The following is a 16,019-nucleotide window of genomic DNA, read 5'->3' as shown; positions in this document are numbered from 1 at the left end:
CGCGCGACGATGAGTTCCGGACAACTGATTGAGAAGCTTGCCGCAGTCTTCGCGCTGATCGCGCTGATTGGCGGCTCGCTGGTAGTGCTGGCACCCTTCGCCACTGCATTGGTCTGGGGCGCGATCCTGGCGTATAGCTCGTGGTACCCCTACACGGTCCTGTCGCGCTGGCTCGGCAACCGGCGCGGACTGGCCGCACTGATCTGCGTGCTGGTGGCCGCCGTGATCGTGCTCGGACCGTTTGTCTATGCCGGCGCGAGCTTCTCTGCCCACCTCGACGAACTGACCGCCCTGGTCAACCGCTACACCGAGAACGGCTTTCCGCAACTGCCCGACTGGCTCAGCAGCCTCCCCTATGTGGGTCCGCAGTTGCAATCCTCGTACGAACAGGTCATCCACGCCGATTCCGAGATGGTGGCCAACCTGCGCAAGCTGATTGCGCCAGTGGGGCATCTGTTGCTGGGCGCGGGGCTGTCGATTGGCGGCGGGCTGGGCCAGCTGGCACTCTCTATCGTGCTGGCGTTCTTCTTCTATACCGGCGGCGAACTCGCCGTGGACTGGCTGCGCGGCGGCATGCGCCGGATCAGCGGCGAGCGCGCCGACCACCTGCTGGCGCTGGCGGGCGGCACCGTCAAGGGTGTGGTCTACGGCGTGCTGGGCACCGCCTTCGTGCAGGCCGTGCTGGCCGGTGTCGGGTTCTGGATCGCGGGCGTGCCCGGTGCGGCCATCCTCGGCTTCATCACGTTCTTTCTCTCGGTGGTGCCGATGGGTCCGCCGCTGATCTGGATTCCGGCTGCGTTGTGGCTCTATCACACCGGGGAAACGGGCTGGTCGATCTTCATGGTGGTGTGGGGTGGCGTGGTGGTCGGCATGGCCGATAACGTGATCAAGCCCCTGCTCATCAGCAAGGGCACGAGCCTGCCGCTCATCTGGATCATGATGGGCGTGCTCGGCGGCGCGCTGGCCTTCGGCTTCCTGGGTGTGTTTCTCGGACCTACCGTGCTGGCCGTGGCCTACGCGCTGCTGCGCGACTGGACCATCGGTACGCAGGAGCGCCCGAGCGTTACGGCGGTCACCCCGGCGCCGCCTACACATCTCACGCCGGACGCATGACGCAGCACGGGCACCCGGGCACGCCGCACGCCCCGCAGGACCTGCACCGGCTGGTAGCCTGCGAGTATTGCGACGCGCTCTACGAACGCACCACGCTGGCACTGGGCGAGCGTGCCGTCTGCCTGCGCTGCGGCGGCGCGCTGTATCGCGAAAGCTCGCGCGCATACCACCGCCTGCTGCCGCTGGTCGTGACGGCACTGATCCTGTTCCTGATCTCGAACCTGTATCCGATCGTCGAGATGGATCTCAAGGGCGTGCGAACCGAGACCACGCTCTGGGGCGCCGTGATGGCCCTGCATGCCGATCACATGACGCTGGTGGCGATGCTCGTGTTCGGCACCACTATCCTGTTCCCGCTGTCCGAGATGCTGATGATGTGCTATCTGCTGGTGCCGATGGCGCAGCACCGCATGCCGCCCGGCTTCGACCGCATCGTGCGCGGCATCCGCCAGACGCGGCCCTGGGGCATGATCGAGGTCTTCATGATCGGCGTGCTCGTCACCGTGGTAAAGCTGTCGACGATGGCACAGGTCATTCCCGGCGTGGCGCTGTGGTCGTTCGGCGCGCTCGTCGTGGTGCTGGCCGCCATGCTGGCGTTCGATCCGCGCGAGCTCTGGCACTACCTGGAGCCCGCTGGTGCCGATGAAGTGCCGCCGCGCAAGCCGCAGGACGCCGCGTGAGCGCGCCGCAAAAACCCGTCCGCCCATCGCGCACGGCCCAGGCCCGCGACCAGCTCGCACGCTCGCGCCGCGCAGCCGCCGGCGTGATGGCGGACCTGACCGACGACGACGAACGCACGCCACTGGCCGAGGTGCCCACGGCGCATTCGCGCGGCCTGCTGTCGTGCCACGCGTGCGACCTCGTCAGCCCGGTCACGCTGGACGGCGAGGACTGTCCGCGCTGCGGTGCCACGCTGCATCGGCGCAAGCCGGCCAGCCTGACCCGCACCTGGGCCTTCCTGCTGGCGGCCTACATCCTGTACATTCCCGCCAACCTGCTGCCGGTGATGGTGACGGAGTCGATCCTCGGCACGCAGCGGGACACGATCCTGTCCGGGATCATCTATCTCTGGCTGTCCGGTTCGCACCTGCTGGCCGGCGTGGTGCTGATCGCCAGTATCGTGGTGCCGTTGCTGAAGATGATGATCCTGACGCTGCTGCTGGCGTCGGTGCATTTCAGATCGACCTGGCGCATCCGCCAGCAGACCAAGCTCTACGGGCTGGTGGAACTCATCGGCCGTTGGTCGATGCTCGATATCTTCGTGGTGGCATTGCTGGCCTCGCTGGTGCGAGCCGGAGCGCTGGCCACGATCATTCCTGGCGCGGGCGCCATGGCATTCGGCGCGGTCGTCGTCTTGACGATGCTGGCGTCGCTGTCTTTCGACCCACGTCTGCTGTGGGATTCACTCGACGTGCAAGCCCCATCGACATTGCAGGCTCCCGACAATGCCCGATCCTGAAAACGCTTCTCCGAACCCCGGCGTGCCGCAGCCCGCGCGCAAACGCCGCGCACGCTGGCTGCCATCGCTGGTCTGGCTGATCCCTATCGTGGCGGCCGTGGTCGGCATCTCGCTGCTGATCAACACGCTGGCCTCGCGCGGCCCCGACATTACCATCACCTTCCGCACCGCCGAGGGCCTGACGCCAGGCAAGACCGCCGTCCGGTACAAGGATGTGGACATCGGCCTGGTCAAGTCCGTTCGCCTGGCGCCCGACCGCTCCCATGTGGTGGCCAATATCGAACTGACCAAGGACGCCGAGAACTTCGCCGTCAAGGACACCCGCTTCTGGGTAGTCCGTCCGCGCTTTGCGGTCAGCGGTGTGTCGGGACTCGAAACCCTGCTGTCGGGCGCGTACATCGGCGTGGACGCCGGCAAGTCCGCCGAAAGCACGCGCAGCTTCACCGGGCTTGAAGTGCCGCCTGTGGTGACCACCGATGCCTCGGGCCGGCAGTTCGTGCTGCGCGCGCAGGAGCTGGGCTCGCTGGATATCGGCTCTCCGGTTTACTACCGCCGCGTGCCAGTCGGTCAGGTAGTGGCCTACCAGCTCGAACCGAACGGTCGCGACATCACGCTGCGCGTCTTCGTCAACAAGCCGTACGACAAGCTCGTGACCGCCGACACCCGCTTCTGGCATGCCAGCGGCGTGGACCTCAAGCTCGATGCCGGCGGCCTGAAGCTTTCCACCCAGTCGCTGGTCACGGTATTGCTGGGCGGCGTGGCCTTCCAGGCGCCGGAGCGCACCACGGCAACCGACGCGGCTGCCGAGAACACCCAGTTCCTGCTCGCCGGGGATCAGGCGGAAGCCATGAAGGAGCCCGAGGAACTGGCCCCCACGCTGGCCGTGCTCAACTTCGACCAGTCCGTGCGTGGTCTTGCGCCGGGTGCGCCAGTGGATTTCCGCGGCGTCATCGTCGGACAGGTCCGCTCGATCGGCATCGAGTACCAGCGGGAGCGCAAGGCGTTCCGCATGCCAGTGGTCGTGGAACTGTATCCGTCGCGCATGGGCTTCCGCGAACGTGACGTATCGGATCAGGCGCGCCAGCGCAACATCGTCCAGGGGCTGATCCAGCGTGGCATGCGGGCGCAGCTTCGCAACGGCAACCTGCTGACGGGCCAACTGTACGTGGCGCTGGATTTCTTCCCGAAAGCGCCGCCCCCGAAGGACCTGAATCTCGACGCACCGCTGCCCGAGTTCCCGACCACGCCCGGCACGTTCGACGAGCTGCAGGCCAAGCTCGGCGATATCGTCAACCGCATCGACAAGGTGCCTTTCGACCAGATCGGACAGGAGGCGCGCACGGCCATGGTGTCGATGAACAAGATGCTCGACAGCGCGGACAAGCTCGTCGCCCAGCTCAACGGTGACGTGGCCCCGCAGGTGCTGGCCGCGCTGCAGGACGCGCGCCGCACGCTCACCGCCGCCAATGGCACGCTGGCCTCCGATGCCCCGCTGCAGCAGGACACCCGGCGCATGCTGCAGGAGCTGACGCGCACGGCCACTTCGCTGCGGGCATTGACCGACTATCTGGAACGCCATCCCGAAGCGCTGCTGCGCGGCAAGACGGAGGACAAGAAATGAAACCCGCCATGACTTTGGCGACGGCGTCCCTGGCAGCGGTGCTGCTGGGATGCGCCTCGCCCGAACCACGCTACTACTCGCTCGCCTCGGCCCCCGTCGCGGCACCCGCTGCGCCGGTCACGCAGCCCATCTGGATCGAAGTGGCACCGGTACGCGTGCCCGAGCGCCTGAACCGGGCGCAACTCGTGGTGGCTGACAGCACGACCGGCGGCGTGAAAATGCTCGACCAGTCGCGCTGGTCGTCATCGCTGCCGGATGAGTTTCGCGACGCGCTTTCGCAGCAGCTTCAAACGAAGCTGGGCGCAGTCGATACCTACCAGCAAGGGCTCGCAGAAGTCAGCCCGCTCTATCGGGTGACCACCGAGGTGGTACGGCTCGACGCCGAGCCGGGCGAACGCGCGATGGCCACCATCACCTGGACGGTTCGGCGCCAACCAGACGGCAAGGTCCTGAGCGGACGCACCGAAGCCGATCTGCCCGCGCCAGGACAGATCGATGGCGTGGTCGCCGCCTATCGCCAGGTCGTCGCCGCCACGGCCACCGACATCGCGGCACGCGTGCAAACCCTGCGCGCACAGACGGACACCGCCACCGCGCGATAGTCCTCCGGGCGCGCGGCATTTGCGCGCGCCCCGTGCTGCCCGCAGCGCATCCTTTCCCCCCCTCCCTTCCCCCCGCATTTCCCCCTTCCCGATCGGCCTGCCTGAGCTCGCAGTCCTCGTACGTCCGTCGCATTGTCGATGCATGCGTGGCGTGCGACGGGTATCAGACATTCTCGTCTCACAAGCCAATCCAATTACCTCAGGTCATTTCATGACATTTGTCAGAAATTTCCGTAAGACGTTTCTGCACCTCCAAATATCGATGACTAAACGACTTGATTTTTCGTAGAAGTCCGATTTCCGAAGCTGTTTCCGAGCCTTAGCCTTACGTTCGCCACGATGCATTGATCAGAAGCGATATCGAATCGCCGCACAGACCTTGTCAGCTTCTCAGACGGGTTCGGATTGAGTTGCCTTTCCTGCCGCTTCTGCCATTCGTGACGCAACTTGTTCCTCCACTCTTGAAGGCCAGTAAAAATGAGATATCTCAAGGCAACGCTCTTCGCAGCCGCGGCGTCCCTCGCCACCATCGCTCCCCAGGCGTTCGCTGCCGACGGCACCATCACCTTTACCGGCGCAGTCAGCGCCCAAACCTGTACCGTCGCCGGCCCGGGTGGCAACACCGACTTCTCCGTGACGCTGCCCACGGTGCGCGCCGCCGCGCTGAGTGCAGACGGTGATACCGCCGGCCGTACGCCTTTCAATGTCCAGTTCACGGGATGCAATCCCACGACGGGCAACGTTGCGGTGTACTTCGAGCCCAGCGCTTCGATGGACGTCGCCACCGGCCGTCTGCGCAACATGTTCCAAACCGTGCCAGCCACCGAAACCACCCCGGCTGTGAACCCCGCGGGGAACGTGCAGATCGGCGTGTTGAACGCTGACCTCTCGCAGATCATGATGGGTTCTGCCTTTGGCACGCAAAACTCCCAGACCGTCCCCCTGGCGGCCGGCGCCGCCACGCTGCGGTACTTCGCCCAGTACGTGGCAACGGGCGGTGGAGCCTCTGCCGGCCAGATCTCCTCCACCGCCACTTACTCGGTCGTCTATCCGTAAGGCTGCACGACATCACCGCGGCATGCATGCGCATGCCGCTTCTACCCATTCCCTCCTGTGACGCAGGAACCGGACGCACTTCGCCATAGAGCTGTCATGTCACGCATTTCGAGATTGCGAGTTTCGCTCGCCGGCCTCCTGTTGGCCTTCGCTTCCCATGCAACGTTTGCTTCGGTTGTCCTGACCGGCACCCGCGTCATCTACCCCGCCGCCGAACGTGAAGTCACCGTGCGGCTAAGCAACGAGGGCAAGGCACCGGCTTTGGTCCAGGCATGGATCGATGACGGCGACCCCAATGCATCGCCGGACGAATCGAAATCGCCGTTCCTGATCACGCCGCCCCTGTTTCGCCTGGATCCCCAGAAGGGCCAGTCGCTGCGCATCATCCACCTGCAACAACCGCTGCCGGCCGACCGCGAGTCGATCTTCTTCCTCAACGTCCTGGAAGTGCCGCCGATGGGCAGCAGCAATGCCGATACACCCCAGAATTCCCTGCAACTGGCCTTCCGGTCGCGCGTCAAGCTGTTCTTCCGCCCCACAGATCTGAAGGGCGACGCGGACAGCGCGCCAGCCAAGGTCACATGGCGCTTCATCCGCAACGCCGAAGGCAAGCACGTACTCGCCGCTACCAACCCTACGCCGTATCACATCACCTTCACGCGCGTCGAAGCCACGCACGGCGCGAGCACGATGCGCGACGATAAAGGCGGCATGGCAGGCCCGGGGGAAACCATCGAATTCACCGGTGACGGCGCTCCCGCATTCGAAGGCCAGCCAGACCACGTCAAGTTCATCACGATCAACGATTTCGGCGGAGATGCAACGAGCGAGTTCAAGGCCAAGCGATCACTATTACCTGACACCAGCCAATGAACTCGCGCAACCGGAAGCCCAAGGCGTTCGCCCGCCGGTTCTCGGCGCACTGGCTGCTTGTCGCTGCCTTTCCGACGGTAGTCCTGGCCGAGGAACAGCGTCCCACCGTCAAGGTGGCGGAAGTCCAGTTCAATCCCGATTTCTTCCGTCGGCCAGATGGATCGAGCGTCGACGTAAGCCGCTACGCCAAGGGCAATGCGGTCACGCCCGGCGACTATCCGGTGGACGTCTACCTGAACGACCTCTGGGTCGGACGCCGGACCGTCCGCTTCCGTTCACCTGGCACCGCCGAGGGCGCCGTCGGCCCATGCATGGACCCGGCGCTGGTGAAGAGCCTCAATCTCGACGAGAAGGCGCTGTCGCCCGCGTACGCCGAGGGGAAGGACGCAGGCGGCGACGCTTGCGTGCAGCCTGCGGGGCTTTCCGAGGATATCGACTGGTCGTTCGATTTCAACGAGCTGCGGCTCAATCTGAATGTTGCGCAGGCGCTGCTGCGCCGCAGTCCGCGCGGCAGTGTGGACCCGTCGCTCTGGGATGCTGGCGTGCCGTCGGCCTCCGTGTCCTACAACGTCAACACTTTCCACGCAGCCGGCCAGACTTCCACCTACCTGGGCCTCGACAGCGGGTTGAACATCGGCCGTTGGCACGTACGCCAACGGTCATCGATGTCCTGGCAGGACAGTAGTCCCGGCACCGGCACCGGCTCCTACAAGTACCAGAACATCGCCGCCTATGTGCAGCACGACATCGAGTCGCTGCGCAGCCAGCTCACGCTGGGCGATGCCTTCACCGACGGTGCAGTGTTCGACAGCTACTCGGTACGGGGCGTCAACCTTGCCACCGACGACCGGATGCTGCCCGATTCCGCGCGCGGCTACGCGCCGGTGGTGCGCGGCGTGGCCCGCTCGAACGCCCGCGTCACGGTCACCCAGAACGGCAACAAGCTGTACGAGACCACCGTCGCGGCAGGGCCGTTCGAGATCGACGACCTCTATGCCACCGGCTACGGCGGCAACCTGCTCGTCACCGTCACCGAGGCGGACGGCAGCAAGAGCAGCTTCACGGTGCCCTACTCGTCCGTGGTACAGCTGTTACGCCCCGGCACCACGCGATACTCAGCCACCGTGGGGGAATACCGGAACCCCGCGATCAAGTCGAATCGACGGGAGAAGCTGGTACAGGCCACCGTGCAGCACGGCTTCAACAACCTGATGACCGGCTATGCGGGCATGGTCCTCTCCGAAGGCTACCAGGCTGGCATTGCCGGCGCTGCGCTCAACCTGCCCGTTGGTGCCGTCGCGCTCGATGCGACCTACGCACGCACAAGTATCGGTAACGCAGATGCCGAGACCGGCCAGAGCTTGCGGCTGAGCTACAGCAAGTACGTGCCGACGACCAGCACGAACATGACTATCGCTGCCTATCGCTATGCCACGAAGGGTTTCTGGTCGATGTCCGACGCCTTCATCGCACGCAGCGACCCCGAACGCGGCGCGATGGTGGACCGCCCGCGCAGCCAGGTACAGATCACGTTGAACCAGAGCCTGGGCGAGCGATGGGGCAATATCTACCTCACGGGTTCCTCGATCAACTACTGGAACCGCGACAACGCCGCCCTGACGTTCCAGGCGGGCTACAGCAACGCGATGAACGTGTGGGGCCTGCCGCTTTCGTACAACATCTCTGCATCGCGCCAGCGGGATGCGATCACCGGCGCCTACAGCACGCAGGCATTCTTCAACGTGATTGTGCCGCTGGGACGCGCCCGGCATGCACCCATGCTCTCGCTGGGCTTCGTTCGCGACGGAGCGGGCGAGACCTCGCAGCAGGTACGCGTCAATGGCACCGCGCTGGACGACAACTCCTTTTCCTACGGCGTGAACGCCGACCGGAACTCGCGCACCACTACTGCCGGAGCAAACGTCCAGTACCGCAGCCCGTTCGCAACCTTTATCGGTTCGTATAGTGGCGGCGGCGGTTCCAGCCAATACTCTGCCGGCATGCAAGGCGCCCTTGTGGCGCACCCCGGCGGGCTGACCCTGGCGAACTTCCTGGGCGACACGTTTGCGATCGTCGAGGCCAAGGGTGCGACCGGCGCCGCGGTGTTGAACGCGCCGGGCGTGCGTATCGATCCGTTCGGCTACGCGATCGTTCCCTATCTCCAGCCGTACAACATGAATTCGATCGAGTTGGACCCGAAGGGTATCCCGCTGGATGTATCGCTGGATGCCACCAGCATGAACGTGGCTCCTCGCGCAAATTCCGCCGTGAAGATCGCGTTCGCCACGCTGTCCGGGCGTTCGGCCATCGTCTCGGCCGCCCTGCCGGATGGCAAGTCCCTGCCGTTTGGCGCCACCGTACTGGACAGCGCAACGGGCTCGGAAGTCGGCGCCGTGGGTCAGAGCGGCATCCTGTTTGCACGTGGCCTGGGCGACGGCGGAAAGCTGACGGTCAATTGGGGCAACGACGCCCGCGACAGCTGCGAGATCGAGTACAAGATGCCACCGCGCGATCCGGGTGCCACAAGCTATACCAGGATCCAGGGCGTTTGCCGACCGCTCGCTTCTACGGGTAAGAGGACAAAGTAATGCAGGCCAACTATCGTCAAGAGACTTCGCGTCGATCGGGCGTCGCCCGCCTCCTCCTTGCGGCGCTGCTGATTGGCGCCCCGGCAGCCACCATGGCGTGCTCCATCTCCACCGATTCGCGCTTGAGGTTCGATGCAATCTCCACGACGCGCGATGCTCCGGTGGGCACGACGCTGGGTCCTGTCGAAACGTCCCAAGTCACAGTGGATTGCAATGCCAACCCAAACCCCGCCGGAGATAGCGCGGGGTATGAGCTCCGGCTCTACCCGGCCCTGCCGCTGTCCAGCACGGTGCCAAATGTCTGGCAGACCACCACCCCGGGCGTTGGGATACGCGTGGTCAACACGACCGAGAACATGCCCCTTTCCACGAGTGCCAGCGGCTCGTACACGTTGTTCGCGCCCATTCTCGGGCAGACGGCCAGGTCCCGGCAGAGCTACGTATTCTCGTACCAGTTGGTCAAGACCGGTCCCATCACACCCAGCACAGGACGCGTGGCGCAGCAGCGCCTGTACGAGCTGTACAGCTACAACCGCAGAACCGGGGTCCGATCGAGGTTGCCAGAGCCGGTGAACATGAACTCGGTCAATTTCGCGGCCCGGTCCTGTGCCATGGCCACCCAGGCCCTCACGAAGCGTCTTCTGCCCATCGGCCAGTCGAGGCTCATCATCAACGGCATTGGCAACCTCGAGGGCTTCAGTCTCTATTTGACTTGCCCCGACACCACCGTGACGATTCTCGTGACGATGACTGACCACACCAACCCGGCCAACCGCAGCGACATACTGAGCCTGACGCCCGAATCCACGGCCAGGGGCGTGGGGCTGCGCATTCGCCGGCGCGGCACTACCCCCGTCTTTTACGGGCCGGACTCCGCGGAAGCCGGAAATGAGAACCAGTGGGCCTGGAGTCTAGGATCAACCAGCGGGCTGTCGACCCTTCCGATGACAGTGGAATATGTGAGGACAGGAAGAGTGCGAGGCGGCTCCGTACATGCAATAGCCAGCTTCACATTCAGCTACCAATAGCCCGTCAGTCCTCGGGGTCGCCATCGGCCTGCGCCTGGACGCGGCGGGCATTTCGACGGTGCTCTGCCTCGGCCATGGCGACAAGGCACGTCGCTGCGTCACCGTGCACGAGCTTGACGCTGCACGCGAGCATCAGGTTCATCGGCAAGCCGAAGTTTTCGACGACATACCCGCGCGCATCGCGTGCATCGCCGTCTGTATCGGTGGTCACGCGCGTACGATCCAGCAGCGTTCCGGCATCTGTCGCGTAGCCCCAGACCGGCTTCTGCAGCGCTACCGCGAAACCCACTTCGAAGGCCGTGCCGCTATCCGGTTCTCCCGGGCCGCGAAAGTCATCGAGATTCGCCATCACGATGTCGGCGCGGCGTATCAGCGCCACGTTGGCCTCATAGATCCACTGCGCGGTGTCCGGCCCAGACAGGCCTTGCGGCGCCGACTTGTCGAGCGGATACAGCCCTTCGAAGCCATGCTGCGCACACAACGCCTTCAACTGCTCTCCCCACGCACGCGCATCCTTGCGAAACACGTCGAATCCGGCGAGATAGATGATTTTCATGGCAGCTCCCTGAGGTCGGGGGAAGGATACACCCCACGCAAATACTCTGGGCGTGCGCCCCTCTCCGACGCAGTGGGAGAGGGGCGCAAACCATGCGGGATCTACACGTCCCCTACGGATTCAGCGCCGGATGCTTCAATGCGTGCGCTGCCTCAGCCATGTGCTGTTGGTACTGCGCCTCGTCCTGCGCAAGCCCAAGCTCTCCGTTGCGGTAAGCCATCGCCAGCGCCTGCAGCGATGCTGGATGCGCCCGTTCCCCTGCGGCTTCATACCAGGACACGGCGCGTGCTTCGTCGCGGATCACGCCATTGCCCTCGCGGTAGGCATTTGCCAGCAGGAACATCGCCTGCGGCACGCCAGCGTCGGCCGCCACCTGAAACCAGCGGGCCGCACGCGCAGAGTCGACTTCGCGGCCATAGCCACCGCGATACAGCAACCCGAGGTAATAAGCCGCGCCCACATCGCCGGTGCGTGCCGCTGCGTCGAGCCACTGCCACGCGAGCGGTGCATCGGTGCGTCCCGATGCCAATCCACCGAGCATCGCCGCCTTCCCCAGCAGGAACTGCGCACGCACATTGCCCTTCTCTGCCGCCGCTCGTAGCCAGCGTTCGCCATCGGCCCGCGTCGCTACTTCCGTACGTACCATCAGCACTTCGCCCAGCGCGGCTTGCGCCGAAGTCTCTCCTGCGGAGGCCGCTTGCTGCAGCCGATCCAGCGCGCGAGCGTCGGCAACCGAAGTGGCCAGGCGCTGCCACTGGGCGATTTCCGTCTGGCGCGTCTCGGACTGATGGCGCCACACGGCAGCGCCTGCCACACCGGTCGTGGCAACCGCCACCGCCAGCGTGGCCGCCACGAACATCGGATGGATGCGAATCCCACGCCGTGGTGCGGAGCGGTGCGAGGAAACAGCGGGCATGGCGTTGGCTTGCATGGATGGCGTCGTTACTGGCTTGGTCTTGTGGTCTGGGCTGCAACCGGGAATTGTGAGAAGGCCGGATGGCAGGGGAGTGGCGAAACCGCGTCAAACTCATGACAGGATCGTCACAAATGTCCTAAAGATCACTTCCCACGATCGCGCCCCAAGACCACTATTTCCTTCGGCTGAACTGCCCTATCCATTCGGAGCATTGCACCCCGCTATATAGATGCGTATATTGCGGATAACCCATTCGTGCCGACTTCTTCTCTTTTCCTGCGATCCGATCCATGCGACTCCCCGCCTTTGTCCGCCGTGCCACGTCCGGCGCCGCCCTGGTTGCCCTGACGCTGGCCGCATCGCCCGTCTTCGCCGCCGACCTCGTCGTTTCCGCCGCCGCCAGCCTGACCAACGCGTTCAAGGTGCTGGCCGAGCAGTACGAGCGTGCCCATCCGGACACCAAGGTGGTGCTGAACTTCGGCGCGTCGGACGTGTTGATGCAGCAGATCGTCAAAGGTGCCCCGGCCGACGTGTTCGCCTCGGCGGACCAGGACGCGATGAACAAGGCCGAAGCCGAGAAGGTGGTGCAATCCGCCACGCGCAAAGACTTCGCCGCCAATGCCATCGTGCTGATCGTGCCGCACGACAGCAAGCTCGGCATCGCCACGCCGAAGGACCTGACGCGCGCCGACGTGAAGCGCGTGGCGTATGGCAACCCGTCGTCGGTGCCGGTGGGCCGCTATACCAAGGGCGCGCTCGAAACGCAGGGTCTGTGGAATGCCGTGGCCGCCAAGGGCGTGCCAGCCCAGAACGTGCGGCAGGCGCTGGACTACGTGGCGCGTGGCGAGGTCGATGCCGGCTTCGTGTTTGCCACCGATGCGTCCGTGATGCCCGACAAGGTGACCGTTGCCGCGCGCGTGCCGACCACCACGCCCGTGACCTATCCGATCGCCGTGACCGCACAGACGAAGCAGGCAAGCGCCGCCAACGCCTTCGTGCAATACGTGCTGTCGCCGGAAGGCCAGTCCACGCTGGCGAAGTACGGCTTCCAGAAGCCCTGATCCGATTCAACACACTGCCATGGATGCCGTCTGGATACCGCTGCTGTTGTCGCTCAAGGTTGCGGGCTGGGCCACGGTGCTCAACGCGATCCTCGGCGTGGCGGCAGCCTATGCCATCGCGCGCTGGCGCTCGTCGGCACGCGACATCGTCGATGCCATCCTGACGCTGCCGCTGGTGCTGCCGCCCACGGTGCTCGGCTACTACCTGCTGGTACTGGTGGGCCGGCGCGGCGTGTTCGGCGCGTGGCTCGAAAGTATGGGGATCGAACTGGTCTTCACATGGCAAGGTGCGGTGCTGGCATCCACGGTCGTTGCGTTTCCGCTCGTGTTGAAGTCCGCGCGTGCAGCGTTCGAAGGTGTCGATCATCAACTCGAGAATGCCGCGCGCGTGCTCGGCATTTCCGAGACCGCGATCTTCTTCCGCGTGACATTGCCGATGGCCTTGCCTGGCATCGTCGCCGGTGTACTGCTTGCATTCGCGCGTGCGCTGGGCGAGTTCGGCGCCACGCTGATGATTGCGGGCAACCTGCCAGGTCGCACGCAGACGCTTTCGGTAGCGATCTATGAAGCCGTGCAGGCTGGCAACGACGACACCGCCAACCTGCTGGTGCTCGTCACGTCGATCACGTGCATCGTATTGCTGGTGGTGGCCGCGCGGCTGGTGCCGCCTGCGCAGCGCGGCACGGCCAATTTGTTCGAGCGTCGCCGGTTCCGCCGCAACGCCGTGGGACGGTGAGACCGTCATGACGATGCACATCGCCATCCGCAAACACATGGCTGCGCAGGATCGCCGCTTCGCGCTCGATATCGCGTTCGAATCGGACAGCCGGCGCATTGCACTGTTCGGACCTTCGGGCGCGGGAAAAAGCCTGACCTTGCGCGCGATTGCCGGACTGATGGCGCCGGACAGTGGCCGCATCGTACTCAACGGCAACACGCTGTTCGATAGCGAGACCGGCATCGATGTCCGGCCGCAGGAACGTCGCGTAGCGTATCTGTTCCAGGACTACGCGCTGTTTCCGCATCTCACCGTCGCGCAGAACATCGCGTTCGGGCTCAAGCACGGCTGGCGCAATCCGTCGCGGCGCGCGTTGCCGCCCGAGGCCGTGCGATGGATCGATGCTTTCGGCTTGCGCGAAATCGTCAACCAATATCCGGCGCAGATTTCCGGCGGACAGAAGCAGCGTGTGGCGCTGGCCCGTGCGCTGGCGGCGAAGCCCGATATCCTGCTGCTGGACGAACCATTTTCGGCGCTCGACCCTGCCCTGCGCGCGCGGATGCGTGAAGAACTACGCGCGCTGCAGGAAAGCCTGGACGTGCCGATGCTGATGATTTCGCATGATCCCGAGGATGTCGAAGCGCTCGGCGATCACGTGCTGGAGATTCGCGATGGCCGCATTCATGCCAGTGGCCGCGCGCATCGGCACCCGCCCGTCTACGCGCCCGTCCACGCGCACGCGGTCTAGTCCTGCTGCTGCAGCAGGTCCACGTAGGCGCCTTCCACCAGCGCGTCCGGCGTCACGCCGAGTTGTGCCATCAAGGCATGGGCTTCTTCCACGCCTGCTTCGGCTGGCTCGCCATCGTGCAGCACCACTTCAAGCTCCAGGAAATCGCCAAGCCCCTCGACGCGGTCGAGATGGATGCGCGTGCGCCCGGCCAGGAACAACGTCCGGTGCTTGCGCACGCGCCCGCCTGTGCCATGCGCAGCGGTCAGCGCCTCGCGCAATGTGTCGGGCGATGACGTTGGCGAAAGAATGTAGAAGCTCTCCTTCGGGCCTGATGCATCGGGACGCGCATAGAAGATCAACTGGCCGCGTTCCGCATCGAAGGCACGCAGCTTGAGGCGGCCATTCGGGCAAGGAAAAAACGTGTCGTCCTGATCGATGAACTCGGGACCGTGCGTGGCGATGGCCGCCGCGCGTGGGGTCAATGCTTCGACGCTGCCGATCTGCGCCTTGATTTCGATATTGCGTGCCATCTCGTTCAGCCCATCGTGCCCAAAATCACGCTCGATGCCTTGAAGATCGCCAGCGCGCGCGTGCCCTCCGCAAGCCCAAGTTCGCTCACGGCGCCATTCGTGATGATGGCCGCCACCGTGCCGCCGCCATCGAGGTCGAGCACCACTTCCGCATTGACCGCACCGGGTGTCAGGCGTGCGACCACGCCGGGCAACTGGTTACGCGCAGACAGCCGCAGCGCAGGATCGGGCAGGCCGATCATCACCGACGATGCCTTGACGAGTGCAAATGCTTCGGCACCGGGTGCCAGCCCCAGCGTCTCCACGCTCTCGTGCGTAATGGTGGAAACAATGCGCTGTCCTCCAGCCAAGGTGAGCGTGACTTCGTCATTGACGGCGCCGCCGCGTACGTTATCGACGCGACCGAACAGCTTGTTGCGGGCACTGGTCTGGATCATGAATCGCTGGATCAAATGAAGGTCATCGGAACTGGCCTGTGCCATCGCACTGCCAGCCTTTTCGAGATGCGCGATAAAGCGCGCGTGCTCGGTCGCCATCGCATGATAGGTCGCAATCAGCCGCTCTGCCCGCTCGGTGAGCCGCGTACCGCCACCGCCCTTGCCGCCGGCTGCGCGCAGGACCAGCGGCTCGCCGGCGCTGTTGTTCATGGCGTCGATGGCGTCCCAGGCGCCCTTGTAGCTGATGCCCACCGCACGTGCGGCGGCCGTGATCGATCCGTGTTCGCCGATGGCAGCCAACAACGCGATGCGGTCCTTGCCGCCCCACGCCTGCTGGCCGGCGCGGAACCAGATGGCGCCCTGGAGTTCAAGCATGTGCGGAGATGTCCGAAAGTGAAGGATGCCGTATGGTAGCGCCACTCACGCCAATACGGTTCAGCTCTGGTGTGCCGGGATGTACCAGCGCATCACGCTGCCGGCGAAGTACTGCTTGTCGAGTTGTCGAAGCAGGCGCCACGCGGTGAACGCGTCGATTGCCAGATCGACCCATGCCCACGGACGATCGGGGTCGCCCTCACGCACGATTTCGATGGAATTGACCGGAGCGTAGATCTTGAGCTTCTCGCGCAGCATTTCCTCGGTCACATCGCGATGCAGCCCTCGGATCAGTACCTGCATTGCAGCCTCTGTCTTGTTGTCGGGGTGATGCATTCATTCTAGGCCGCACGCAG

General features: G+C 64.8%; 17 protein-coding genes. 12 read left to right on the top strand and 5 right to left on the bottom strand.

Features of this window, described 5'->3' with window-relative positions:
• The first annotated feature begins 9 nt into the window (after positions 1–9).
• From GA566_RS03100 to GA566_RS03060, 9 genes are all read left to right on the top strand, one after another.
• Positions 10–1,113: an AI-2E family transporter gene (locus tag GA566_RS03100; RefSeq protein ID WP_137928495.1), complete on the top strand. Its 1,104-nt coding sequence runs from the start codon at positions 10–12 to the stop codon at positions 1,111–1,113.
• Positions 1,110–1,793 carry a paraquat-inducible protein A gene (locus GA566_RS03095; RefSeq protein ID WP_137928494.1) on the top strand — a complete coding sequence of 228 codons (684 nt, stop codon included), beginning with the start codon at positions 1,110–1,112 and terminating at the stop codon, positions 1,791–1,793. The genes GA566_RS03100 and GA566_RS03095 overlap by 4 nt, the downstream gene beginning before the upstream one ends.
• Complete coding sequence (locus tag GA566_RS03090) at positions 1,790–2,572, top strand: paraquat-inducible protein A (protein WP_346809999.1); 783 nt, start codon at positions 1,790–1,792, stop codon at positions 2,570–2,572. Before GA566_RS03095 ends, GA566_RS03090 begins: the two co-directional genes overlap by 4 nt.
• A complete protein-coding gene (locus tag GA566_RS03085) occupies positions 2,559–4,193 on the top strand; it encodes an intermembrane transport protein PqiB (RefSeq protein ID WP_137928492.1) in 1,635 nt (544 codons plus the stop codon). Before GA566_RS03090 ends, GA566_RS03085 begins: the two co-directional genes overlap by 14 nt.
• An 8-nt stretch (positions 4,194–4,201) precedes the next feature.
• A complete protein-coding gene (locus tag GA566_RS03080; protein WP_237380033.1) occupies positions 4,202–4,795 on the top strand; it encodes a membrane integrity-associated transporter subunit PqiC in 594 nt (197 codons plus the stop codon).
• Positions 4,796–5,272: 477 nt separating this feature from the next.
• Positions 5,273–5,851, top strand: a complete 579-nt coding sequence (locus GA566_RS03075; protein ID WP_137926866.1) for a fimbrial protein — start codon at positions 5,273–5,275, stop codon at positions 5,849–5,851.
• Between the two features lie 96 nt (positions 5,852–5,947).
• The gene (locus GA566_RS03070) at positions 5,948–6,724 is read left to right on the top strand and encodes a molecular chaperone (RefSeq protein WP_137926865.1); all 777 of its coding nucleotides are present in this window, start codon (positions 5,948–5,950) and stop codon (positions 6,722–6,724) included.
• Positions 6,721–9,312, top strand: a complete 2,592-nt coding sequence (locus tag GA566_RS03065) for a fimbria/pilus outer membrane usher protein (protein ID WP_160471594.1) — start codon at positions 6,721–6,723, stop codon at positions 9,310–9,312. Before GA566_RS03070 ends, GA566_RS03065 begins: the two co-directional genes overlap by 4 nt.
• Positions 9,312–10,340, top strand: a complete 1,029-nt coding sequence (locus GA566_RS03060; protein WP_137926863.1) for a fimbrial protein — start codon at positions 9,312–9,314, stop codon at positions 10,338–10,340. The genes GA566_RS03065 and GA566_RS03060 overlap by 1 nt, the downstream gene beginning before the upstream one ends.
• A gap of 4 nt (positions 10,341–10,344) precedes the next feature.
• Here GA566_RS03060 and GA566_RS03055 read toward each other — a convergent pair whose 3' ends face one another.
• Both GA566_RS03055 and GA566_RS03050 read right to left on the bottom strand, forming a co-directional pair.
• Positions 10,345–10,896 carry a nucleoside 2-deoxyribosyltransferase gene (locus GA566_RS03055; RefSeq protein WP_160471592.1) on the bottom strand — a complete coding sequence of 184 codons (552 nt, stop codon included), beginning with the start codon at positions 10,894–10,896 and terminating at the stop codon, positions 10,345–10,347.
• A 112-nt stretch (positions 10,897–11,008) separates the two neighbouring features.
• On the bottom strand, positions 11,009–11,827 hold the full coding sequence (locus GA566_RS03050) for a tetratricopeptide repeat protein (RefSeq protein WP_237380031.1): 819 nt from the start codon (positions 11,825–11,827) through the stop codon (positions 11,009–11,011).
• A gap of 275 nt (positions 11,828–12,102) precedes the next feature.
• On the opposite strand from GA566_RS03050, the gene modA reads away from it, so the two are divergent.
• From modA to GA566_RS03035, 3 genes are read left to right on the top strand one after another with little or no spacing between them, the layout of a single operon-like run.
• Positions 12,103–12,873, top strand: a complete 771-nt coding sequence (gene modA, locus GA566_RS03045) for a molybdate ABC transporter substrate-binding protein (protein ID WP_160471591.1) — start codon at positions 12,103–12,105, stop codon at positions 12,871–12,873.
• Between the two features lie 19 nt (positions 12,874–12,892).
• Positions 12,893–13,609 carry a molybdate ABC transporter permease subunit gene (modB, locus tag GA566_RS03040; protein ID WP_137926860.1) on the top strand — a complete coding sequence of 239 codons (717 nt, stop codon included), beginning with the start codon at positions 12,893–12,895 and terminating at the stop codon, positions 13,607–13,609.
• Between the two features lie 7 nt (positions 13,610–13,616).
• A complete protein-coding gene (locus GA566_RS03035) occupies positions 13,617–14,339 on the top strand; it encodes an ATP-binding cassette domain-containing protein (protein WP_160471589.1) in 723 nt (240 codons plus the stop codon).
• Here GA566_RS03035 and GA566_RS03030 read toward each other — a convergent pair.
• From GA566_RS03030 to GA566_RS03020, 3 genes are read right to left on the bottom strand one after another with little or no spacing between them, the layout of a single operon-like run.
• On the bottom strand, positions 14,336–14,851 hold the full coding sequence (locus tag GA566_RS03030) for a class IV adenylate cyclase (protein ID WP_160471587.1): 516 nt from the start codon (positions 14,849–14,851) through the stop codon (positions 14,336–14,338). The two genes, GA566_RS03035 and GA566_RS03030, sit on opposite strands and share 4 nt — an antisense overlap.
• 5 nt (positions 14,852–14,856) lie before the next feature.
• Positions 14,857–15,663: a TOBE domain-containing protein gene (locus GA566_RS03025; protein WP_160471586.1), complete on the bottom strand. Its 807-nt coding sequence runs from the start codon at positions 15,661–15,663 to the stop codon at positions 14,857–14,859.
• Between the two features lie 60 nt (positions 15,664–15,723).
• Positions 15,724–15,966 carry an RNA-binding protein gene (locus tag GA566_RS03020; protein ID WP_137926870.1) on the bottom strand — a complete coding sequence of 81 codons (243 nt, stop codon included), beginning with the start codon at positions 15,964–15,966 and terminating at the stop codon, positions 15,724–15,726.
• Positions 15,967–16,019 lie beyond the last annotated feature (53 nt).

This window comes from Cupriavidus sp. SW-Y-13, assembly GCF_009793345.1.
In the GTDB taxonomy this organism is placed as follows: domain Bacteria; phylum Pseudomonadota; class Gammaproteobacteria; order Burkholderiales; family Burkholderiaceae; genus Cupriavidus.
This window is presented reverse-complemented; position numbering and strand designations above follow the sequence as displayed.